This is a genomic window from Streptomyces sp. NPDC003077, from assembly GCF_040611095.1.
Lineage (GTDB): Bacteria > Actinomycetota > Actinomycetes > Streptomycetales > Streptomycetaceae > Streptomyces.
Genome location: NZ_JBEXNM010000008.1, coordinates 172,735 through 190,682 on the forward strand (window position 1 = coordinate 172,735; position 17,948 = coordinate 190,682).

The 17,948-nt window shown below is 73.2% G+C and carries 15 protein-coding genes; 11 read left to right on the forward strand and 4 right to left on the reverse strand.

All coding sequences use genetic code 11. The features are described from left to right. The first annotated feature begins 100 nt into the window (after positions 1-100). On the forward strand, positions 101-571 hold the full coding sequence (locus tag ABZX96_RS08575) for a VOC family protein (RefSeq protein ID WP_355539995.1): 471 nt from the start codon (positions 101-103) through the stop codon (positions 569-571). Between the two features lie 186 nt (positions 572-757). Here ABZX96_RS08575 and ABZX96_RS08580 read toward each other — a convergent pair whose 3' ends face one another. Both ABZX96_RS08580 and ABZX96_RS08585 read right to left on the reverse strand, forming a co-directional pair. Beyond that, positions 758-1,678 carry a TIGR03620 family F420-dependent LLM class oxidoreductase gene (locus ABZX96_RS08580; RefSeq protein ID WP_355539998.1) on the reverse strand — a complete coding sequence of 307 codons (921 nt, stop codon included), beginning with the start codon at positions 1,676-1,678 and terminating at the stop codon, positions 758-760. A gap of 199 nt (positions 1,679-1,877) precedes the next feature. Further along, positions 1,878-2,882: an Lrp/AsnC family transcriptional regulator gene (locus tag ABZX96_RS08585; RefSeq protein WP_355540001.1), complete on the reverse strand. Its 1,005-nt coding sequence runs from the start codon at positions 2,880-2,882 to the stop codon at positions 1,878-1,880. 229 nt (positions 2,883-3,111) lie between these two features. On the opposite strand from ABZX96_RS08585, the gene ABZX96_RS08590 reads away from it, so the two are divergent. Together ABZX96_RS08590 and ABZX96_RS08595 are read left to right on the forward strand one after the other, a co-directional pair. Continuing rightward, entirely contained in the window at positions 3,112-3,906 is a 795-nt protein-coding gene (locus ABZX96_RS08590; RefSeq protein WP_355540004.1) for an inositol monophosphatase, read from the forward strand. A 323-nt stretch (positions 3,907-4,229) separates the two neighbouring features. Then, a complete protein-coding gene (locus ABZX96_RS08595) occupies positions 4,230-6,887 on the forward strand; it encodes a D-alanyl-D-alanine carboxypeptidase (RefSeq protein ID WP_355540006.1) in 2,658 nt (885 codons plus the stop codon). Positions 6,888-7,083: 196 nt separating this feature from the next. Here ABZX96_RS08595 and ABZX96_RS08600 read toward each other — a convergent pair whose 3' ends face one another. Further along, the gene (locus tag ABZX96_RS08600; RefSeq protein ID WP_355540009.1) at positions 7,084-7,506 is read right to left on the reverse strand and encodes a GNAT family N-acetyltransferase; all 423 of its coding nucleotides are present in this window, start codon (positions 7,504-7,506) and stop codon (positions 7,084-7,086) included. A gap of 453 nt (positions 7,507-7,959) precedes the next feature. Between ABZX96_RS08600 and ABZX96_RS08605 the strand changes: the two genes are divergently transcribed. The 6 genes from ABZX96_RS08605 to ABZX96_RS08630 all read left to right on the forward strand — a co-directional run bounded on the left by ABZX96_RS08605 (position 7,960) and on the right by ABZX96_RS08630 (position 14,265). Then, on the forward strand, positions 7,960-9,249 hold the full coding sequence (locus ABZX96_RS08605) for an extracellular solute-binding protein (protein WP_355540062.1): 1,290 nt from the start codon (positions 7,960-7,962) through the stop codon (positions 9,247-9,249). 158 nt (positions 9,250-9,407) lie between these two features. Further along, a complete protein-coding gene (locus tag ABZX96_RS08610) occupies positions 9,408-10,421 on the forward strand; it encodes a sugar ABC transporter permease (protein WP_355540012.1) in 1,014 nt (337 codons plus the stop codon). Next, on the forward strand, positions 10,418-11,305 hold the full coding sequence (locus ABZX96_RS08615; protein ID WP_355540015.1) for a carbohydrate ABC transporter permease: 888 nt from the start codon (positions 10,418-10,420) through the stop codon (positions 11,303-11,305). The genes ABZX96_RS08610 and ABZX96_RS08615 overlap by 4 nt, the downstream gene beginning before the upstream one ends. A 93-nt stretch (positions 11,306-11,398) precedes the next feature. Continuing rightward, positions 11,399-12,457 (forward strand): carbohydrate kinase family protein, encoded by a 1,059-nt coding sequence (locus ABZX96_RS08620; RefSeq protein WP_355540018.1) that lies wholly within the window; start codon positions 11,399-11,401, stop codon positions 12,455-12,457. Between the two features lie 6 nt (positions 12,458-12,463). Next, positions 12,464-13,873, forward strand: coding sequence for an alpha-galactosidase (gene melA, locus ABZX96_RS08625; protein WP_355540021.1), 1,410 nt, complete (start codon positions 12,464-12,466; stop codon positions 13,871-13,873). A gap of 197 nt (positions 13,874-14,070) precedes the next feature. Next, a complete protein-coding gene (locus ABZX96_RS08630; RefSeq protein WP_355540024.1) occupies positions 14,071-14,265 on the forward strand; it encodes a DUF1918 domain-containing protein in 195 nt (64 codons plus the stop codon). 254 nt (positions 14,266-14,519) lie between these two features. Here the strand turns inward: ABZX96_RS08630 and ABZX96_RS08635 are convergent, their stop codons facing one another. Next, a complete protein-coding gene (locus ABZX96_RS08635) occupies positions 14,520-15,851 on the reverse strand; it encodes a family 10 glycosylhydrolase (protein WP_355540027.1) in 1,332 nt (443 codons plus the stop codon). Positions 15,852-16,010: 159 nt separating this feature from the next. Between ABZX96_RS08635 and ABZX96_RS08640 the strand changes: the two genes are divergently transcribed. Further along, positions 16,011-16,868, forward strand: coding sequence for a 3-hydroxybutyryl-CoA dehydrogenase (locus tag ABZX96_RS08640; protein WP_355540030.1), 858 nt, complete (start codon positions 16,011-16,013; stop codon positions 16,866-16,868). Between the two features lie 623 nt (positions 16,869-17,491). Continuing rightward, positions 17,492-17,749 (forward strand): hypothetical protein, encoded by a 258-nt coding sequence (locus tag ABZX96_RS08645; RefSeq protein WP_355540033.1) that lies wholly within the window; start codon positions 17,492-17,494, stop codon positions 17,747-17,749. The last annotated feature ends 199 nt before the right edge of the window (positions 17,750-17,948 follow it).

The following is a 17,948-nucleotide window of genomic DNA, read 5'->3' on the forward strand; positions in this document are numbered from 1 at the left end:
ACAAAAGATGTTGTGTCGTGCGTTGAGTTCCGGCTTCGCGGCCGGTGTACTCGGTACTCCGTAACGGCTCGTCCCGCACCACGAGGCAGGAGGGCGCGGCATGCAAAAGATCACGACTTTCCTGTGGTTCGACACGCAGGCGGAGGAAGCGGCCCGGCACTACACCTCCGTCTTCGCCAACTCCCGGATCACCGACGTGCGGCGCTACGGCAAGGCCGGTCCGCGCGAAGAGGGCACGGTCATGACCGTCACCTTCGAACTCGAAGGGCAGCAGTTCATCGCCCTGAACGGCGGTCCGGAGTTCACGTTCAACGAGGCGATCTCCCTCTTCGTCGACTGCGCCACCCAGGAAGAGGTCGACGACCTGTGGGCCAAGCTCACGGACGGCGGCGCGGAGGGCCAGTGCGGCTGGCTCCGGGACAAGTTCGGCCTGGCGTGGCAGATCGTGCCGCGGCAGCTCATGGAGATGACGGCCGACCCCGATCCGGCCAAGTCGGATCGGGTGATCCAGGCCATGCTGGGGATGCGCAAGCTCGACATCCAGGGGCTGAAGGACGCGTACGAGGGGTGAGGCGGCGGGCGGAGGCTTCCTGACGGTGGCCGGGCCGCCGGGCGTGGGTGGTGGCGGGTCGGTCCCTGATCCGCCACCCCCCGCGCCGGTCCTGAACGAGGGCCCTGTCCCGCCACCGTCGCCTCAGTCGCGACGCGTCACCGTGTCGGATCGGTCCGGGCCGGGACCCCGCCCCGGTCCGCCGCGTCAGACGCGTGCCAGCGCGGGGGCCAGTTCCCGCCAGGCCGTCAGGGGCAGCGCGGCGGGGTCGGCGGAGAGCACCTGTACGCAGACGTGGTCGGCGCCGGCGTCCAGGTGGCGCCGTACCCGGTCGCGGATCGCGTCCACGTCCCCGTACGCGACGAGGGCGTCCACCAGGCGGGCGCTCGGGCGGTCCGCGAAGTCCTGGTCGCCGAAGCCCAGTCGGCGCAGGTTCGCCACCTGATGGGGCGCGAGCGAGAGATAGGCCGCAACGTGGACCGTGGCCACCTCGCGGGCTCGTGCCGGGTCGGTGTCCAGGACGACGGCCTGCTCGGCGCCGAGGAAGGCGTCCGGGCCCATCACCTCGCGGGCCCGCTCGGTGTGGGCGACGGGGACGAAGTAGGTGTGGGTGCCCCAAGTGCGTTCGGCGGCGAGGGCGAGCATCTTCGGGCCGAGGGCCGCCAGCACCTGGCGCGGGGCCGGGTCCGGGACCGGGCTGTGGGCGGGTACCGCGTCCATCGCGTCGAGGTAGGCGCGCATCGTGGTGACCGCCCGGCCGCGGGTCGGCAGCGGGTATCCGTCCAGTTCGCGAACGGTGTCGTCGATCCGGTGGCCGCCGAGCCCGAGGACGTACCGGCCGGGGAACGCCTCGCCGAGCGAACGGCGCGCGCCGGCCAGGGCGATCGGGTCGCGGAAGGCGATGTTGGCGATGCCGGTCGCCACGACGATGCGCCGGGTCGCCGACAGCAGCAGCCACGCCTGGCTCACCGCGTCGCGCCCGAAGGCCTCGCCGTACCAGAGCGCTCCGTATCCCAACTCCTCGATCTCCGCCGCCGCTTCGCGCACCCGTCCGGCCGGCTGGGCGTCGAAGGCCTGGGTCCAGATGCCGATGCGGCCGAGTGCGTGCCGCGCGAGGTCCGTCGCCATGGTGTTCCCCCTTTTCTCACGGGCATCGCCTCGGCCCACGGGCCGTTCGGCGTCGCCCGGGACGTCGTCAGCAATCGGAGTCAACCTCCGATTACTGGATGGCGCTGGACAGCATACGGAGAACCCCTCCGGTTTTCCATCATTCGGGGACGCGTACGAGCAAGCGCGGGGTGGCGCGTCGGCCGGAAGGGCCCCGTGATCAGGCGGTCTTGAGCAGCGGCACCGTCAGGACCCCCGGCCGTTTGACCGCCTGGCCGACGAGCAGGGTCTCGACGGCGCCCACGCCCAGGCCGCTCAGATCGCGGGTGACGAGCCGATAGAGGTCTTCGAGGCCGCGCACCCAGACCGCGGCGTGCAGGTTGGCGGCGCCCGTGGTGGCGAACGCGCCGTGCACGGCGGGGTGGCCGGCGAGCACCCGCCCGACCTTGTCCAGGTGGTCCGGGGGGACCCGCATCATCAGGTTGGCGTCGATGAACAGCCCGAGACGCCGCGGGTCCACGACGACCTGGGTGAGCAGCCGTCCGTTCTCCGTCAGCCGGGCGACGCGGCGCCGGACCGTGGAGTCCGGGTACCCGGTGCGGGCGGCCACGGCGGCGGCCGGGGCGCGGGCGTCGTCCCGCAGCGCGTCCAGGATGTCGCGGTCCACGGGGTCGAGGCCGGCGGTGGGCGCGGGCGCGTCGTCGATGGTGGGGGCCGGTGGGGTGGCCTGCGGGGTGAGCGCGGCGCGTTCGTCGGCGGTCAGGACGTCGTGGCGCCAGTCGGACGCCTCGGCGAAGACGTGCAGCACGGTGGCGGCGGAGACGGAGGCGACCGCCTGGGTGGCGGGCAGTTGACGGAAGACGAGGTGGTCGCGGGAACCGGGCGCGGTCAGCGAGACGGCGGTGATCTCGTCGCCGGAGGTGGACAGGTCGATGAACGGGACGTCCGGGCGGGCGGCCAGGGCCGCCGTCACGGCGTCGAGCTTGCCCTTGAGCACCTTGATCCGCAGCAACAGCGCACCGACCGAGTCGGGCCGCGTCGGCAGACCGATCACCCGGACCACGCCGTCCGCACCGAGGGCGCGCCACCGGCGGTGCACCGTGCGCGGACTGACGCCCAGCACCTCGCCCGCCTTCTCCGCACTCAGGCGGCCGTCACACTGGAGTGCCGCGATCAGCCGCTGGTCGCGGTGGTCGAGTACGTCTTCGTTCAGGTGGTCTGCCATAAGTGGCAGTTTCGCTCATGGATGGCTGTCGGGGCGCCGGAGGGAGCGGTCGGCGCGGCAGGATCGAAGCGTTGGTCTTTCGCTGACGCGGTCCGCCGATGCGGTCCGCCGATGTCCGGTGATCGGTGGCCGGGTTTCGTGGCTGGGTGCCGCGTTCGTTCCACGGCCGGACACATCAAGCCCGCGCGCCCCGTCGGCGCCGCGCCCCGCACTTCATCTGGAGTCGAACATGTCGTACGAGAAACTGCTCGCCCCCATGGCCGCCGCCGCACACGAGGTCGGCGCCTATCTGACCAGCGCGCCGCGCCCCGCCCCGGCCGGCAGCTTCGACGAGTTGCGCGAGACCTTCCACGCCGTGGAGCGGCCCGCCATCGACCTCGTGCACCGGCACGTGGACCCGCTGGTGCCGGGCGCGCCGTGGGCGGAGGAACTGGACACGACCGCCGAGTTGCCGCGGACCGGCGCGTTCTGGGTCGTCGACGTGATCGACGGCGCGGTGCAGTACCTGCAAGGGCTGCCGCACTTCTGCGTCAGCCTGGCGCTGGTCCGCGACGGCGAACCGGTGGCCGCCGCCCTGCACGCCCCGCTGCTCGGTGAGACGTACCTCGCCGCCGCGGGGTGCGGCGCCACCCGCAACGGCGTGGCCGTCACCGCCTCCGCCAAGACGAGCCTGGCCGCGGCCGTGGTGGGCACCAGTCAGCCGCCGCTGGCCGCGGAGCAGCCCGAAGCGGTGGCGGAGGCCGGGCGCTCGCTCGGCGCCGTACTGCCGGCGGTCCTGGCCGTGCGCAACCTCGGCCCCACGTCGTGGCAGATAGCCGATACGGGAGCGGGGCGGCTGGACGCCTTCTGGGAGTACGGCAGGGACGACACGAACCTGCTGCCCGGCGCGCTGGTGGCCCGCGAGGCGGGGGCCCTGGTCACGGACGCGGAAGGCGGACGGTGGCGGATGGGAGCGAAGGGGTTCGTCGCGGCGCCCGGCGGGCTGCACGGGGCGCTGCTGGGGGTGTTGGCCGGGCGGGCGTGAGGGAGGGAGCGGGCAGGCCGGGGGGTGTGCCGTCGCTTGCGAAGTAACTGCCTTTCCGGGGCGGTTGATTGCGAAATGCCGCTTTGGGTACGCCGGGAACTCGTCCCGCCTGGCGCCCGTTGTCTGGATCACCGGCCGCACCGGAACGCGAGGTGCGGGGTTCCCTGAGGATGCGCGGCTCCGGCGGGAACCAGAAGCCATGCCCAAGGCATCTTGCTCGTCGGCGATGTCCTCAACAGGGCGATGAGCACTGCCGCAAGCCCTCATGGCGCGGACATCCGGACCGGTCACATGGGAAGACGAGCGAGGAGACAGCGCGGCACATGAAGGACATATCGGCCACGGGTGCATCCGCCGGTACGCCGGACGCGGCACGGCCGGAATCGGCCGCCGAAGGTGCCGCCGAGTCCGGGGCGAAGGCGGGGGCCGAAGCCGCCGCCGAGCCCGGACCGGGGACGGCCGCCGACCCGGGGTCCGGAGCGGAGGCGCGGCCCGCGACGCCTGGGGCGGAGCAGGATTCCGCGCCGGGGGCCGAGGACGAGGAGGGGGCGGGGGCTCGTACGGAGGGGTCCCTCCGTCAGGAGCAGGACTCCAGGGCTGCCACGGGTGGTACGGCTGCCGCGGCTGGGGCGGGGGCTCGTACCGAGGGCTCCGACGCTCCTGCGCAGGGGGCCGGTGCTCGTTCCGGGCCCGGTTCCGAGGCTCGTAAGGAGGAGGCCGGGATGCGGGTGGATCCCAGGGTTTCCGCGACCGGCGCCGCCGCCCGTGCGGACGAGCCCGGGGAACCGGCTACCCGGATTCCTGCGAAGGATGGGGCCGCGACGAAGGACGGGGCGAAGGCCGATGCCACGCCTCGTGCCGAAGCCGAGGCACGGGGGCGGGACGCGACCGAGCCGCGTCCCGCCGCCGAACGGGACTCGACCGAGCCGCGTTCCGCCGTCGAACGGGACACCACCCCCGACTCCGGCCCCACATCCAAGCCGGGCCGGGCCGCCAAGCCCGACCAGGCCGCCAAGGACACCCCCGCCCCCAAGAACACCCCGGCCCCGGCCCCCGCCACCACCCGGGACCGCACCCTCAACCTCGCCCCGATGACCGGCCGTCCGGGCACTCCGCGCCCGGCCACCACGTCCAAGGAGTCGGCCCCGGACGCCCCGTCCCGGAAGAGCGCCGAGGCGGACACCGGCAAGGCCGCCCCCGAAGCCTCCCCCGGCAAGGGATCGTCCTCCTCGCCGAGCTGGGTCCGCGGCAAGGAGGCGGCCCCGGCGGCCGGTTCCCAGGACGAGCGGTCCGCCGAGCGGGAGCCGCTGACCCCCGCGGCACAGCAGAAGCAGCGGGAACTGACGACACAGCTGAGGCGACCGGCGCTGCCTCCCCAGGCGGCACAGCCCAAGCGCCCGGAACAGCCGAAGGAATCGGAGCACCTCAAGCAGCCGGCACAGCCGGAGCAGCAGCCGAAGCCGGAGCAGCAGCTCAAGCCCCCGACCCCGCAGCCCAAGCAGCCCGCCGACCCCTCCGACAGCGAGCGCACGCAGAGCCACCCCTTCCCCTCCCCGGCCCCCACCGGTCCCGCCGGGGCCGCCGCTCCGACCGCCCTGGGCGCCACGACCGGCCCCGCCGCTCCGACCGCCCCGGGCATGTCGGAGCACACTCAGCAGCAGCCGCTGCCCCCCATGGAACTGCTCGCGCAGCTCACCAACACGCCCGCGCCGCCCGAGACGCCGATACGCACGCTCACGCGGCGGCTGAAGATCTGGACACCGGTCGTCTTCCTGCTGCTGGTCGTCCTCGCGGTCGTCCAGGCGGTGCGTCCGGTCCCCGACCCGACGCTCACCAGCGCCGGGAGCACCGTTCAGACCACGGACGTCTTCACCGGCGCGAAGCCTTCGCTGCCGTGGCCGTCGCACGGTCAGGCCGTGGTGGACATCCAGGGCATCGGCCGCATGGGCTCGTACGGGGAGGACAAACCGATCCCCATCGGCAGCGTCGCCAAGGTGATGACGTCCTACCTGATCCTCAAGGACCACCCCCTGAAGCCGGGCGAGAAGGGCCCGACGCTGGTCCTGGACCAGAAAGCGGAGGACGACTACGTCAGCGGGGCCAAGGTCGGGGAATCCGTGGTCGAGGCGAAGAAGGGCCAGCGGGTCTCCGAGCTGGAGGCGCTGGAGGCCGTCATGCTGCCCTCGGCGAACAACTTCGCCCGCTTCCTGGCGCGTTGGGACTCCGGCACCGAGGAGGCGTTCATCAAGAAGATGAACGCCACGGCCAAGGAGCTGGGTATGACCCAGACCACCTACACGGACGCGAGCGGTCTGGAGGAGAGCACCGTCAGCAGTGCCGCCGACCAGGTGAAGCTGGCGAAAGCAGCCATGACGGACCCGGTCTTCCGTCAGCTCTCCAAGCAGCTCTCATACACGTCGACCACGACCTCGGGCGGGGACGACGTGGAGACGGCGCGCGTACAGAAGAACTTCAACAAGCTGGTGCCGCTGTACGGCGTGGTCGGCATCAAGACGGGTTCAACCACGAAGGCGGGCGGCAACCTGCTCTTCGCGGCGGAGAAGACCGTGGACGGCGAGAAGCAGCTCATCATCGGCGCGGTGTTCGGGCAGTTCAAGCGGAACGCGAACATCGACGCCGCGATGAACGGCAGCAGGGACCTCATCCTCGCCGCCGGCAAGGAGCTGTCGGCCCGGACGGTCGTGCGCAAGGGCGAGGTCGTCGGGCAGGTCGAGGACGGGCTCGGCGGCAGCACCCCGGTCGTCGCCACCCGTGACCTGAAGGTGATCGGCTGGCCCGGCGCGAAGCTGGACCTGCACCTGACCACCGGCGGCAAGGCGGTCCCCCACGAGGCGAAGTCCGGGACGGTGGTCGGCTCGGTCTCGGCGGGCAGCGGTCCGGGGCAGGTGACGGTCCCGGTGGCGGTGCGGACGGACTTCGACGGCCCGTCCTTCGGCGCGAAGCTGACCCGGCTCGGGTGACGATGCCAGTCCGCTTCGGGTGACGATGCCGGCCCGGCTCGGATGACGTTCCGGCGTCCCGCCCCGCCAACGGTCCCTGGGGATCGGTGGCGGGGCGGTGTCGTGTTCGGGTCCCGTCCGTCGCGGGCGCCAAGGGCCCGTTCGGAACACGGCCCCCGCGCGGCACCCGGATCAGGTCAGCACAAGACCTCGCCCCTCAGACGAACCGCGCCATCCCCACCGACGCCGGCGCCGTCTCCGCGAACCCGAACTGCGCGTACAGATGGCGGGCGTCACCGTCGGCGATGAGGGAGACGTACGCGCCGGAGGGGGCCCGGCGTTCCAGTTCGGCGGTCAGTTCCGTCATGATCCGCTTGCCCAGGCCCCGGCCCTGGTGCTCGGGCAGCACGCAGATGTCGACTATCTGGAAGAAGCAGCCGCCGTCGCCGACGATCCGGCCCATGCCGACCGCCTCGTCACCGTGCCGCACGACGACGCCGTACCAGCTGTTCGGCAGCCCGGCGGCCGAACTCTCCTCCGACATGGCGGTCAGCCCCGCGGACCCGCGCAGGTGGCGGTAGGTCGCGATCGAGGGGATCTCGGCCCGGACGACGTAGGAATCGGCAGAGTAATGGTCCATTCCCGGTTTCATTCCTGACAGGCTAGTCGGTGATCGATCACGGTGCTCCGTACGTCCGCGACCCCCGTACGCGCCCGCCCCACGCCCCCGGACCGGGCACCGTCTCCCGGCAAGGCGGGCCCCACCGATCAAGTCCGAGCAATGTCAGCACCGTTGCACTGACTGAGACCCCCTGGTTAGCTCAGGGAGGCGCGTTCACCGGTGACGGGGAGCGCGTGGATCCGTTGGCGCCGGTTTCGTCTCCGACGCGCCCCGGATTCAGGGGGCGGACCGACGAATCCGGGGGTGCCGGTGACGGGCGAGAGCGCGGCCGAGGCAGCGATACCGAACGACGGCACACCGCCGCCCGGCGCCACCGCGCCGCCCTCCCGCCACCTCGCGGCACCACACGATCCCATCACGCCGCCCGGCCACCACCCCGCCCCGGCACGCAAGCGCCCCTCCCGCCGCCGCCTGTTACGCGGCGGCGCCGGGCTGGCGGTGGGCGGGGCGGTGGCGTCGCTGGCGGCCGGGTGCGGGGCGGGGGCGTCCGACGGGGTCGGGCCGGACGGGAAGGTGACCGTGGAGCTGTGGCACGGTCAGGTCGACATCGCCCGGAAGGCGATCGACGCGCTCGTACGGGACTTCAACCGGGGCCAGGCCAGGATCCGGGTGGACGCCAGCGGCGGCGGGGTGGTGGCGGACGCCATGCTCCAGAAGGTGACGGCGGCGCTGGCGGCCGGTTCGTACCCGGACATCGCCTACATCTACGGCTCGGACCTGGCCGGGATCGCCCGCAGCCCGCGGGTGGTGGACCTCAGCGCGGCGCTGCGCCGGGGACCCGTCCGCTGGAACGACTACTGGGCGCCGGTCCGCGACGCGGTGACCCTGAACGGGAAGCAGCGGGCCGCGCCCGCGCTGCTGGACTCGCTGGCCGTGGTCTACAACCGCAAGCTGTTCCGGCAGGCCGGGGTCCCGTACCCGAAGGCGGGCTGGACCTGGGACGAGTTCCTGGAGACGGCCCGGCGGCTGACCGACCGCGACCGCGGCGTCTTCGGCACGGGGTGGCCGGGCGCCGGGGACGAGGACACCGTGTGGCGGCTGTGGCCGCTGGTCTGGGACCTGGGCGGGGACGTCATCGCCCCCGACGGGCGCGGCATCGGCTTCGAGGACGTGGGCGAGCGCGCGCTGGCCACGCTGGACCGGATGGCGCGGGACCGCAGCGTCTACATCGACCCAAAACCCGGCAGCGAGCAGATGTACCAGGTGTTCATCGGCGGCCGGATGGCGATGGTGGCCACGGGGCCGTGGCAGCTTCCGGACATCATCGCGGGGCACGTGGACTACGACGTGGTGGCGGCGCCCACGTACAGCGGCCGGCCGCTCACCATCTCCGGGCCGGACACCTGGACCGTCTTCGACAACGGCCCGGCCCGGGTGAGGGCCGCGACCGAGTTCCTGCACTGGATGCTGCACCCCGACCGGGACGTGCGCTGGGACATCTCCGGCGGCAGCCTCCCGCTCAGCCGCCCGTCCTCCCGGCGGCCCAGGTGGCGGGAGCACGAGCGGGAGACCACCGGCCTGAAGGTGTTCACCGAGGCGCTGGCCACCGCCCGGGCGCGGCCCATGCACCCGGCCTATCCGCAGGTCTCCACGGCGGTCGGCGAGGCGATCGTCGCCGTCCTGCTGAGCCGCCGAACCCCGGCCCAGGCGCTGCGGGACTGCGCCGACAAGGCCAACGCGGCGCTGCTCATCCCCCGTTGAGGAACGCGTCCGCGACCCCGGGCCGCCCCTCGGCACCGAGCCGATGACCGCACCGAGCCGATGACCACACCCAGCCGATGACCGCACCGAGCCACCCGAGCCACCAAACCACCCAAACCACCCGAGCCACCGAGGAGAGAGCGAGGAGGAAGGCCGTCATGTCGCCACTGCCCCGCGCCGTCACGCTGGATCCGCGCGGCGCCCGTCAGCACTCCGTCCGCCGGCGGGCCCGCGGCGAGGCGGCCACCGCCTGGGCGTTCATCAGCCCGGCCGTCCTGATCATCCTCGGCCTGAGCATCGTCCCCGTCGTGTGGTCGCTGCTGCTGTCGCTGCGCGCGGACGACCTGGTCACGCCGGGGCGCTGGGTGGGCCTGGACAACTACCGCGCGCTGGTGCAGGACCCCAACTTCCACACCGCCGTGCGGAACACGTTCCTGTACGCGGCGCTGTACGTGCCGCTGAGCCTGGTCGGCGGGCTGGCCCTGGCGCTGGCGCTGAACCGCCGCATCCGGCTCATCGGCCTCTACCGGACGCTGATCTTCATCCCGTTCGTGGTCTCGGCCGCGGCACAGGGCGTGCTGTTCTCCTTCATCCTCGACCCGGAGTTCGGCGCGGCGAACTCACTGCTGCACAAGCTGGGCATCTCCCCGCAGGGCTTCCTCTCCGACCCGGACCAGGCGCTGTTCCTGCTGGTGCTGATCTCGCTGTGGAGCGGACTGGGATTCTGCGTCGTGGTCTACCTCGCGGCCCTCCAGGACGTGCCGCCCGAACTGGTGGAGTCCGCGCGGCTGGACGGCGCGGGACGGGTGCGCGTCCTGCGCCACATCACGCTGCCCGCACTCACCCCCGTCACGGTCTTCCTGCTGCTGTGGCAGTTCATCACCGCGTTGCAGGTTTTCGACCTGGTCTACGTGACCACCAAGGGCGGCCCGCTGGGCTCGACCACCGTCGTCGTCTACTTCGTGTGGGAGCAGGCGTTCAAGATGTTCACCGCCGGATACGGTGCCGCCGCCGCGTACGTCCTGGCCGTGGCGCTGCTGCTCGCGGGCCTCGCCGGGCACCTGTACCGGCGCCACCAGGACCGCGCCAAGGAACCCGGGACCCCGGCGCCCACCGGTCCCCCGGAACGGGACGGCGGGCGGCGGGCGGCGCGGCCGGGGGCCGTCCGATGACCGCGCCCGTGGCGCTGCGCGACGCCGCCCGCGCCGACGCCACCCCCGGACGGCCCGCGCGGCGCCGCCGACGGCTGCCCTTCAGCCCCTGGCACCTGCTGCTCGCCCCGCTGTCCGTGGGGTTCGCGCTGCCGCTGGTGTGGCTGCTGCTCAGCTCGGTGATGACCAACGCCGAGATCAACCGGTTCCCGCCCGCGCTGTGGCCGGAGGGCCTGCACCTGGGCGGCTACGAGTACGTGCTCAACAACGCGATGTTCCCGCGCTGGTTCGCCAACTCCTTCATCGTGGCCGCCTCCGCCGTCCTGTCGAACCTCGTACTCGGCTCGCTCGGCGGGTACGCGTTCGCCCGGATGCGGTTCGCCGGGTCCCGGGTGCTGCTGGGGCTGATGCTGGCGACCATGGTGATCCCGTTCCAGCTCACCATGATCCCGACGTTCCTGGTGATGAAGCGGCTCGGGCTGATCGACACCCTGGGCGCGCTGATCGTGCCGTCGCTGGTCACGCCGTTCGCCGTGTTCCTCTTCCGGCAGTTCTTCCTGGCGCTGCCCCGGGAGCTGGAGGAGGCGGCGTGGATCGACGGCTGCTCGCGGCTGCGGGTGCTCTACTCCATCGTCATGCCGCTGGCGCGCCCCGCGCTGGCCACCGTCGCCGTCCTCACCTTCCTCAGCACCTGGAACGACCTGACCTGGCCGCTCATCGCCATCAACCACGACACGCAGTACACCCTCCAGCTCGGCCTGACGACCTTCCAGGGGCAGCACCACAACCAGTGGTCGGCGATCATGGCGGGCAACGTCATCACGGTCGTGCCGGTGCTGCTCGCCTTCCTGTTCGCCCAGAAGACCTTCATCCAGTCGCTGACGTCGAGCGGGTTGAAGGGGTAGGAGGCGGCGGCGTCCGCGCACGGAGTCGCCCGTGCGCGGACACCGGCCGCGCCCGCCCCCGTCCCGTCCCGCGAAGCCCTCTTGGAGACGCCCGTGCCCCCCTCCTTCGACCTGCTCGTCATCGGTGACGCGAACCCGGACGTCGTCCTCGGCCCCGTCCCGCACCCCCTCGCCTACGGCCAGCGCGAGCAACTCGTCCCGCGGGCCGACCTGTTGCTCGGCGGCTCGGCCGCGATCACGGCGTGCGGGGCGGCGCGGCTGGGGCTGCGGGTGGCGTTCGCGGGGCGGGTGGGGGACGACGCGGCGGGCGCGTTCGTCCGCGCGGCGCTGGCCGGCCGCGGGGTGGACGTCACCGCGCTGACCACCGACCCGGACCTCCCGACGCCGCTCACCACCGTCCTCACCCGCGACGACGCCGACCGGGCCATCCTCACCGCGCCCGGCTGCCTGACGGCCACCGGCCCGCGGGACGTGCCCGCCGCGCTGCTCGCCGGGAGCCGGCACGTGCACGCGGCGTCCTTCTTCCTGATGCCGCGGCTCGCGCGGGCGCTGCCCGACCTCTTCGCGCGGGCCCGTGCGCACGGCGCGACGACGTCCCTGGACACCAACGACGACCCGGAGCAGCGGTGGGACGCCGGTCTCCTGGGGCCGGTCCTGGAGGTCACCGACGTCCTGCTGCCGAACGCGGCGGAGGTGAGGGCATTGGCGCGGGCGCTGGCCCATGAGCCCGTCGCCGACAGGCCCGCGTCGTCCCTACCGGCCGATTCCCCTCCACCGGCCGGTCCCCCTCCGCAGGACGATCCGCTCGCCACGGCCGCCGCCGCGCTCGCCCGCCGCGGACCGCTGGTCGTCGTCAAGGACGGGCCGCGCGGCGCGCTGGCGCACGACGGAGACGCGGTGCTGCGCGCCCCGGCGCCCCCGGCCGCGCCGCTGGACACCGTGGGCGCCGGCGACAGTTTCGACGCGGGGTTCCTCGCGGCGCGGCTGCGCGGCGCCGACCTGGCCGCGTCGCTGGCGCTCGCCGCCGCCTGCGGCGCCCTGTCCACCCGCGCCCACGGCGGTACGGCGGCCCAGCCCACCTGGGACGAGGCCCGCGCCGCCGCCTTACCGACCCCCGTCACCCCCGCGCACCCCGCGATCCCGAGGAGCTGACCGCGCATGACCACCCCGAACCGCCCCGATACCGGCGCCGCACGGCCCTCCGAAGGCGCCGCACGGCCCGGCACCGGCGCCGCACGGCCCGGTACCGCGCCCTCCCCCGCCGCCGTGAAGATCGCCTTCATCGGCGCCGGGAGCGTCGTCTTCACCCAGGGGCTGCTGGCCGAGCTGTTCGCCTATCCGGAACTGGGCCACGTCCACATCGCCCTGCACGACATCGACCCGGAGCGGCTGGCCACCGCCGAGGCCGCCGCCCGGCACATCGCCGAGGTCCGCGGCGCCAAGCCCGTCGTCACCGCGCACCTCGAACGGCGCCGGGCCCTGGACGGGGCGCACTTCGTCATCAACACCGTGCAGGTCGGCATGAACGAGGCCACCCGCACCGACTTCGAGATCCCGGCCCGCTACGGCGTGCGCCAGACCATCGGCGACACCCTCGGCATCGGCGGCATCTTCCGCGCCCTGCGCACCTTCCCGCTGCTGGCGGCGCTCGCCGACGACATGGCGCAGCTCTGCCCGGACGCCTGGCTGCTGAACTACACCAACCCGATGGCCATGAACGTGATGTACCTGGCCCGCGCCACTCCGCTGCGCCGGTTCGTGGGCCTGTGCCACTCGGTGTACTGGACCGTCCACGACCTCGCCGAGCTGCTGCGCGTCCCGTTCGAGGAGGTCTCCTACCTCGCCGCCGGCGTCAACCACCAGGCGTGGGTGCTGCGCCTGGAACGCGACGGCCGCAGCCTGTACCCGCTGCTGGACGAGGCGATCACCGCGGACCCGCAACTGCGCCGCCGGGTACGCGTGGACATGTACCGCCGGCTCGGCCACTACCCGACCGAGACCAGCGAGCACTCCTCCGAGTACGTGCCCTGGTACCTGCGCCACGAGAGCGAGGTCGCCCGGCTGCGGCTGCCGATCGGCACGTACCTGGACATCGTCGAGGAGAACACCGCGCAGTACGAACGCACCCGGGACGCGCTCGCCGCGGGCTCCCCGCTGCCGGTGGAGGAGTCCCCGGAGTACGCGCCGCAGATCATCCACAGCATCGTGACGGGGACGCCGCGCACCGTGTACGGCAACGTCCCCAACCACGGGCTGATCGACAACCTCCCGCCGGACGCCGTGGTGGAGGTGCCCTGCCTGGTGGACGCGCAGGGCGTGCAGCCCACCCGGGTCGGCGCGCTCCCCCCGCAGTGCGCGGCGCTGAACCGCACGTACGTCAGCGCCAACGACCTCGTCGTCCGGGCGGCGGTGGAGAACGAGCCGCGGCACATCCGGCACGCGGCCATGATCGACCCGGCCACCGCGGCGGCGCTGCCGGTCGAGCGCATCTGGGACCTGTGCGACGACCTCGTCCGCGCTCACTCCCAACTGCTCGCGCCGGAACTTCGGGCGGTACTGGGCCACTGACGCCGCGCCTCGCCGCCGGCGGTGACGAGGGACGCGTACGCGCCCGAGCCGGGTCCCGCCGACGCACCGCGCCGTACTGCGACGCGCCGCTGACCTGCGAGTGTGACGAAGCCGGGGGTCGATGACGGCCACCGGTCGTACACTTGCGCACACGGAACGCACATCCTCCGCCGGACCGACTGAGGAGGCCGTCACTGATGCACGCGAGTGTGGGAGACCGACTGCTGGTGCACGGCAGGATCGTGGGGCAGCGCGACCGGACCGCAGAGGTCATAGAGGTCCTGGGCGAGAACGGGACGCCGCCCTACCGCGTCCGCTTCGAGGACGGCCACGAGACCCTGATGTCACCGGGCCCGGACACGGTCGTCAAACCGCTGGTGTCCGAGGAGTAGCACCGGAAGCCACCCGAGCCCCGGCGCCCCGCCCCGCGGTCGCGCCGGGGCGCCCCGGGGGCCGGGACGCGCGGGCCGGACACCCTTACGGTGCCGGCACCGCCCGGTCGCGGGCCTTGCGTGTGCCCGCGCCTATGAGGCCCCGTCCCGCTCGTCATCCGTACGAGCCCCCGCACCGCTCACCACGCGTACGAGGTGCCGACCCGGACGGCGGCCCCTGTAGGTGGTCCCGCTCCCTCGTACGAATCCCCCGCTCACCACGGCGTCCGCACCGGATGCCGGTAGTGGTCGGCGACCACCTTCGCCATCGCCCCCACCCGGTCCTCGGCGACCACCTTCGCCGAGAAGAAGAAGTGGCCGCGCACCTCGCGATGGGCGCGGGCGAAGGCGAGGTGGCGGGAGAGTTCGGCGGGGTCCTGCCACGGGGCCGGCTGGCCCGGGGCGCCGGCCTTGTAGAGCGCCTCTCCGATACACAGGCGAACCCGGGTGCCGGCGACCACGTCCGCCCACCACGGCACCAGCTTCGCGTAGTCCGCGACCTCGAAGCCGAGGTGCCAATAAACCTGCGGGACGACGTAATCCAGCCAGCCCTCGCGCACCCACCGGCGGGTGTCGGCGTACAGGTCGTCGTACGTCTGCGTCCCGGCGCGGGTGTCGGAACCGGACGGGTCGGTGGCGCGGTTGCGCCACACGGCGAAGGGGCTCACCCCGAACCGCGCCCGCCGGCCCCCGAGCCCCGGCGCGGACAGCGCCTCAAGGCCGCCCCGCCCCGTCCGCAGCCGCCGCGCGACCTCCCGCACCAGCCGGTCCACGTTGTCCCGCCGCCAGGACGCCCGGTCCGGGAACGCCCCGCCGTAGGCCGCGTAGGCGGCGTCGTCGTCGAAGGTCTGGCCCGCGACCGGATACGGATAGAAGTAGTCGTCGAAGTGCACGGCGTCGATCGGATACCGCTCCACCGCGTCGAAGATCGCGTCCTGGACGAAGCGCCGCACCTGGGGCAGCCCGGGGTTGTAGAGGAGCTTGCCGCCGTAGGTCACCACCCACTCGGGGTGCCGCCGCGCCGGGTGGTCCGGGACCAGCCGCGCGGGGTCGGCGTGGTTGGCGATGCGGTACGGGTTGAACCAGGCGTGCAGTTCCAGGCCGCGCCGGTGGGCCTCGCGCACCGCGAAGCCGAGCGGGTCCCAGCCCGGGTCGCGGCCCTGGGTGCCGGTCAGGTACTCCGACCACGGTTCGTACCGGGAGGGCCACAGGGCGTCGGCGGTGGGCCGCGCCTGGAAGACCACGGTGTTCAGCCGGTCCGCGACCGCCTTGTCGAGGTGGGCGAGCAGCTCGGCCTGCTGGCGGGCGACGGGCAGGCCGGGGGCGGAGGGCCAGTCGAGGTTGGCCACCGTCGCCAGCCACACGCCCCGGAATTCCGGCCGGTGCCACCGCTCCCCCGGCGCCGCCCCTTCCTCCCGCGGCCGGTGCCGTCCCCCGCCGGGCGTCGCGTGGGCGGTGATCGGCAGTGAGGCCGCCGCGCCCAGGGCGGCCACCGTCAGTGCCCTGCGGGTCAGCGGCGCTCTCCCGCTCCGTGAGATCCCTCTCATGCTCTACCCCCTAGATGTCCGAAACGTCCCGGCCTAGGGGACCAGAATGCCCTCCCCGGGCCCCGGTGCCCAGCGGCTCGCGGAGTAACGTCGGGGGGCGAGGCGGGCACCGGAACCAAACGGCCCCCGCCGGTCCTGGAGATCAGCGAAAGGCACGAGGTGACCGACATCGAACGCGTCGGAGTGGTGGGCTGCGGCCAGATGGGCGCCGGCATCGCCGAGGTGTGTGCCCGCGCCGGCCTGGAGGTCCGGGTCGCGGAGACCACCGGGGAGGCCCTGGAGCTGGGCCGCACCCGGCTGACGAACTCGCTCGGCAAGGCCGCCGAACGCGGCAAGATCACCGTGGCCGAACGGGACGCCGCTCTCGGCCGGCTCAGCTTCACCACCGACCTGGGGGAGTTCGCCGACCGCGACCTCGTCATCGAGGCGGTGGTCGAGAACGAGCAGGTGAAGACCGAGATCTTCCGGGTGCTCGACCAGGTGGTGACCCGCCCCGACGCCATCCTGGCCTCGAACACCTCCTCCATCCCGCTGGTGAAGCTGGCCGTCGCGACCTCGCGTCCGGACCAGGTCATCGGCATCCACTTCTTCAACCCGGCCCCGGTGCAGCGGCTCGTCGAGCTCATCCCCGCGCTGACCACCGGGGAGGAGACCTACAAGCGCGCCGAGGTGCTGGTCCGGGACGTGCTGGGCAAGCACGCCATCCGGGCCCAGGACCGCTCCGGGTTCGTCGTCAACGCGCTGCTGATCCCCTACCTGCTCTCCGCGATCCGGATGTTCGAGTCGGGCATCGCCGGTCGCGACGACATCGACAACGGCATGGAGCTGGGCTGCGCCCACCCGATGGGCCCGCTCAAGCTCGCGGACCTGATCGGCCTGGACACCGTGGCCTCGGTCGCCGACTCCATGTACGAGGAGTACAAGGAGCCGCTGTACGCCGCTCCCCCGCTGCTCCAGCGGATGGTCGACGCCGGGCGCCTGGGCCGCAAGACCGGCTCGGGGTTCTACGCGTACTGACGCGCTCCAGCTCAGGGGTCCCTTGGGTGCGGGCACCCTCCGCACCGGGGCCCCGCCGACGTACGAAGACGCACAGGTCGTACGAAAGGGCCGCCACCCCCACCCGGGGTGGCGGCCCTCCGGCGTTCGGGACCGGGTCGCGCGGAGGAGGCGGAGAGATCCGCACGCGTCCCGGTCCCCGCCCGCCGGCCCGCGCCTTTCCCGGAAGGCACGGGCCTTCGTGTCGCCCGCGTACGGCGCGGTTCCGTGCCGTCCAGCCGCATCACGAGCCGTACGCGGGGCTGCCCGCCCGCCGCTCGGGGGAGGACGGCAGGCGGGCATCCGGCCGGCGGGCGCCCGTCCGCCGGCTACGGCCCCCGTGGCAGCCGAGTCAACTCCCGGGCCGGGACGGACGGGACCGTGTGCGGGGCCCGACTTGGGGTGCGCCGCGCACACCCGGTGTGAAAGCCGCACACCCCTCCGTCAGGGTGACCTCGGTGCCACGGAGCGTCACTTCACACGGGGTGTGTCCGGCGGACCCGCATATTCCCTGCGCACACGCTCCCGCACGACTCCGCAGGGCCCTTGACTTGGTGCCCGTATGGACAACGAAGTCTTGCCCGCGAAAGGAAAGAGAGCGGACCGTGACCGCCCAAAGCGAACCCGACCTGGTCGCCACCGAGACCGCGGATCTGAGGCGTTCCCTCGATGTGCGCACCGCTCGTGTGGACGGCCAACTCGCGCTGCTCGCCCAGCGTTCCGACCAGAGTGAGCGGGAAGCGGGCGAACTCCACGCCCGCGTCACCCGGTTGGAGCACGGCCGGTGGCCACTGCCCTCCGTCGCCGCGCTCACGGGCCTCGCGGCGCTGGTGATCGCCGTATGGCAGGCGATGGGGCGCTGATTCCCCGGCCGTACCGGTCCGGTCGGCTCACACCGGCCGGACCGGTTCCCGGCGGCCTCCCCGCGCACGGGGGGACCGGTACGGCGATCCGGTACCGGAGCGATCCGGCCGGGTTCCCGAGACCGGTCCCGGGGACCGGCCGCACGACCCGGCGCCGGGCATCACCCCCAGATCGGAATAAAACACGACACAAAACAAG

Coding starts and splice junctions, on each gene's coding strand:
- ABZX96_RS08575 (WP_355539995.1), top strand. CDS start 101: ATGCAAAAGATCACGACTTTCCTGTGGTTCGACACGCAGGCGGAGGAA.
- ABZX96_RS08580 (WP_355539998.1), bottom strand. CDS start 1,678: ATGGCGACGGACCTCGCGCGGCACGCACTCGGCCGCATCGGCATCTGG.
- ABZX96_RS08585 (WP_355540001.1), bottom strand. CDS start 2,882: ATGGCAGACCACCTGAACGAAGACGTACTCGACCACCGCGACCAGCGG.
- ABZX96_RS08590 (WP_355540004.1), top strand. CDS start 3,112: ATGTCGTACGAGAAACTGCTCGCCCCCATGGCCGCCGCCGCACACGAG.
- ABZX96_RS08595 (WP_355540006.1), top strand. CDS start 4,230: ATGAAGGACATATCGGCCACGGGTGCATCCGCCGGTACGCCGGACGCG.
- ABZX96_RS08600 (WP_355540009.1), bottom strand. CDS start 7,506: ATGGACCATTACTCTGCCGATTCCTACGTCGTCCGGGCCGAGATCCCC.
- ABZX96_RS08610 (WP_355540012.1), top strand. CDS start 9,408: ATGTCGCCACTGCCCCGCGCCGTCACGCTGGATCCGCGCGGCGCCCGT.
- ABZX96_RS08615 (WP_355540015.1), top strand. CDS start 10,418: ATGACCGCGCCCGTGGCGCTGCGCGACGCCGCCCGCGCCGACGCCACC.
- melA (WP_355540021.1), top strand. CDS start 12,464: ATGACCACCCCGAACCGCCCCGATACCGGCGCCGCACGGCCCTCCGAA.
- ABZX96_RS08630 (WP_355540024.1), top strand. CDS start 14,071: ATGCACGCGAGTGTGGGAGACCGACTGCTGGTGCACGGCAGGATCGTG.
- ABZX96_RS08635 (WP_355540027.1), bottom strand. CDS start 15,851: ATGAGAGGGATCTCACGGAGCGGGAGAGCGCCGCTGACCCGCAGGGCA.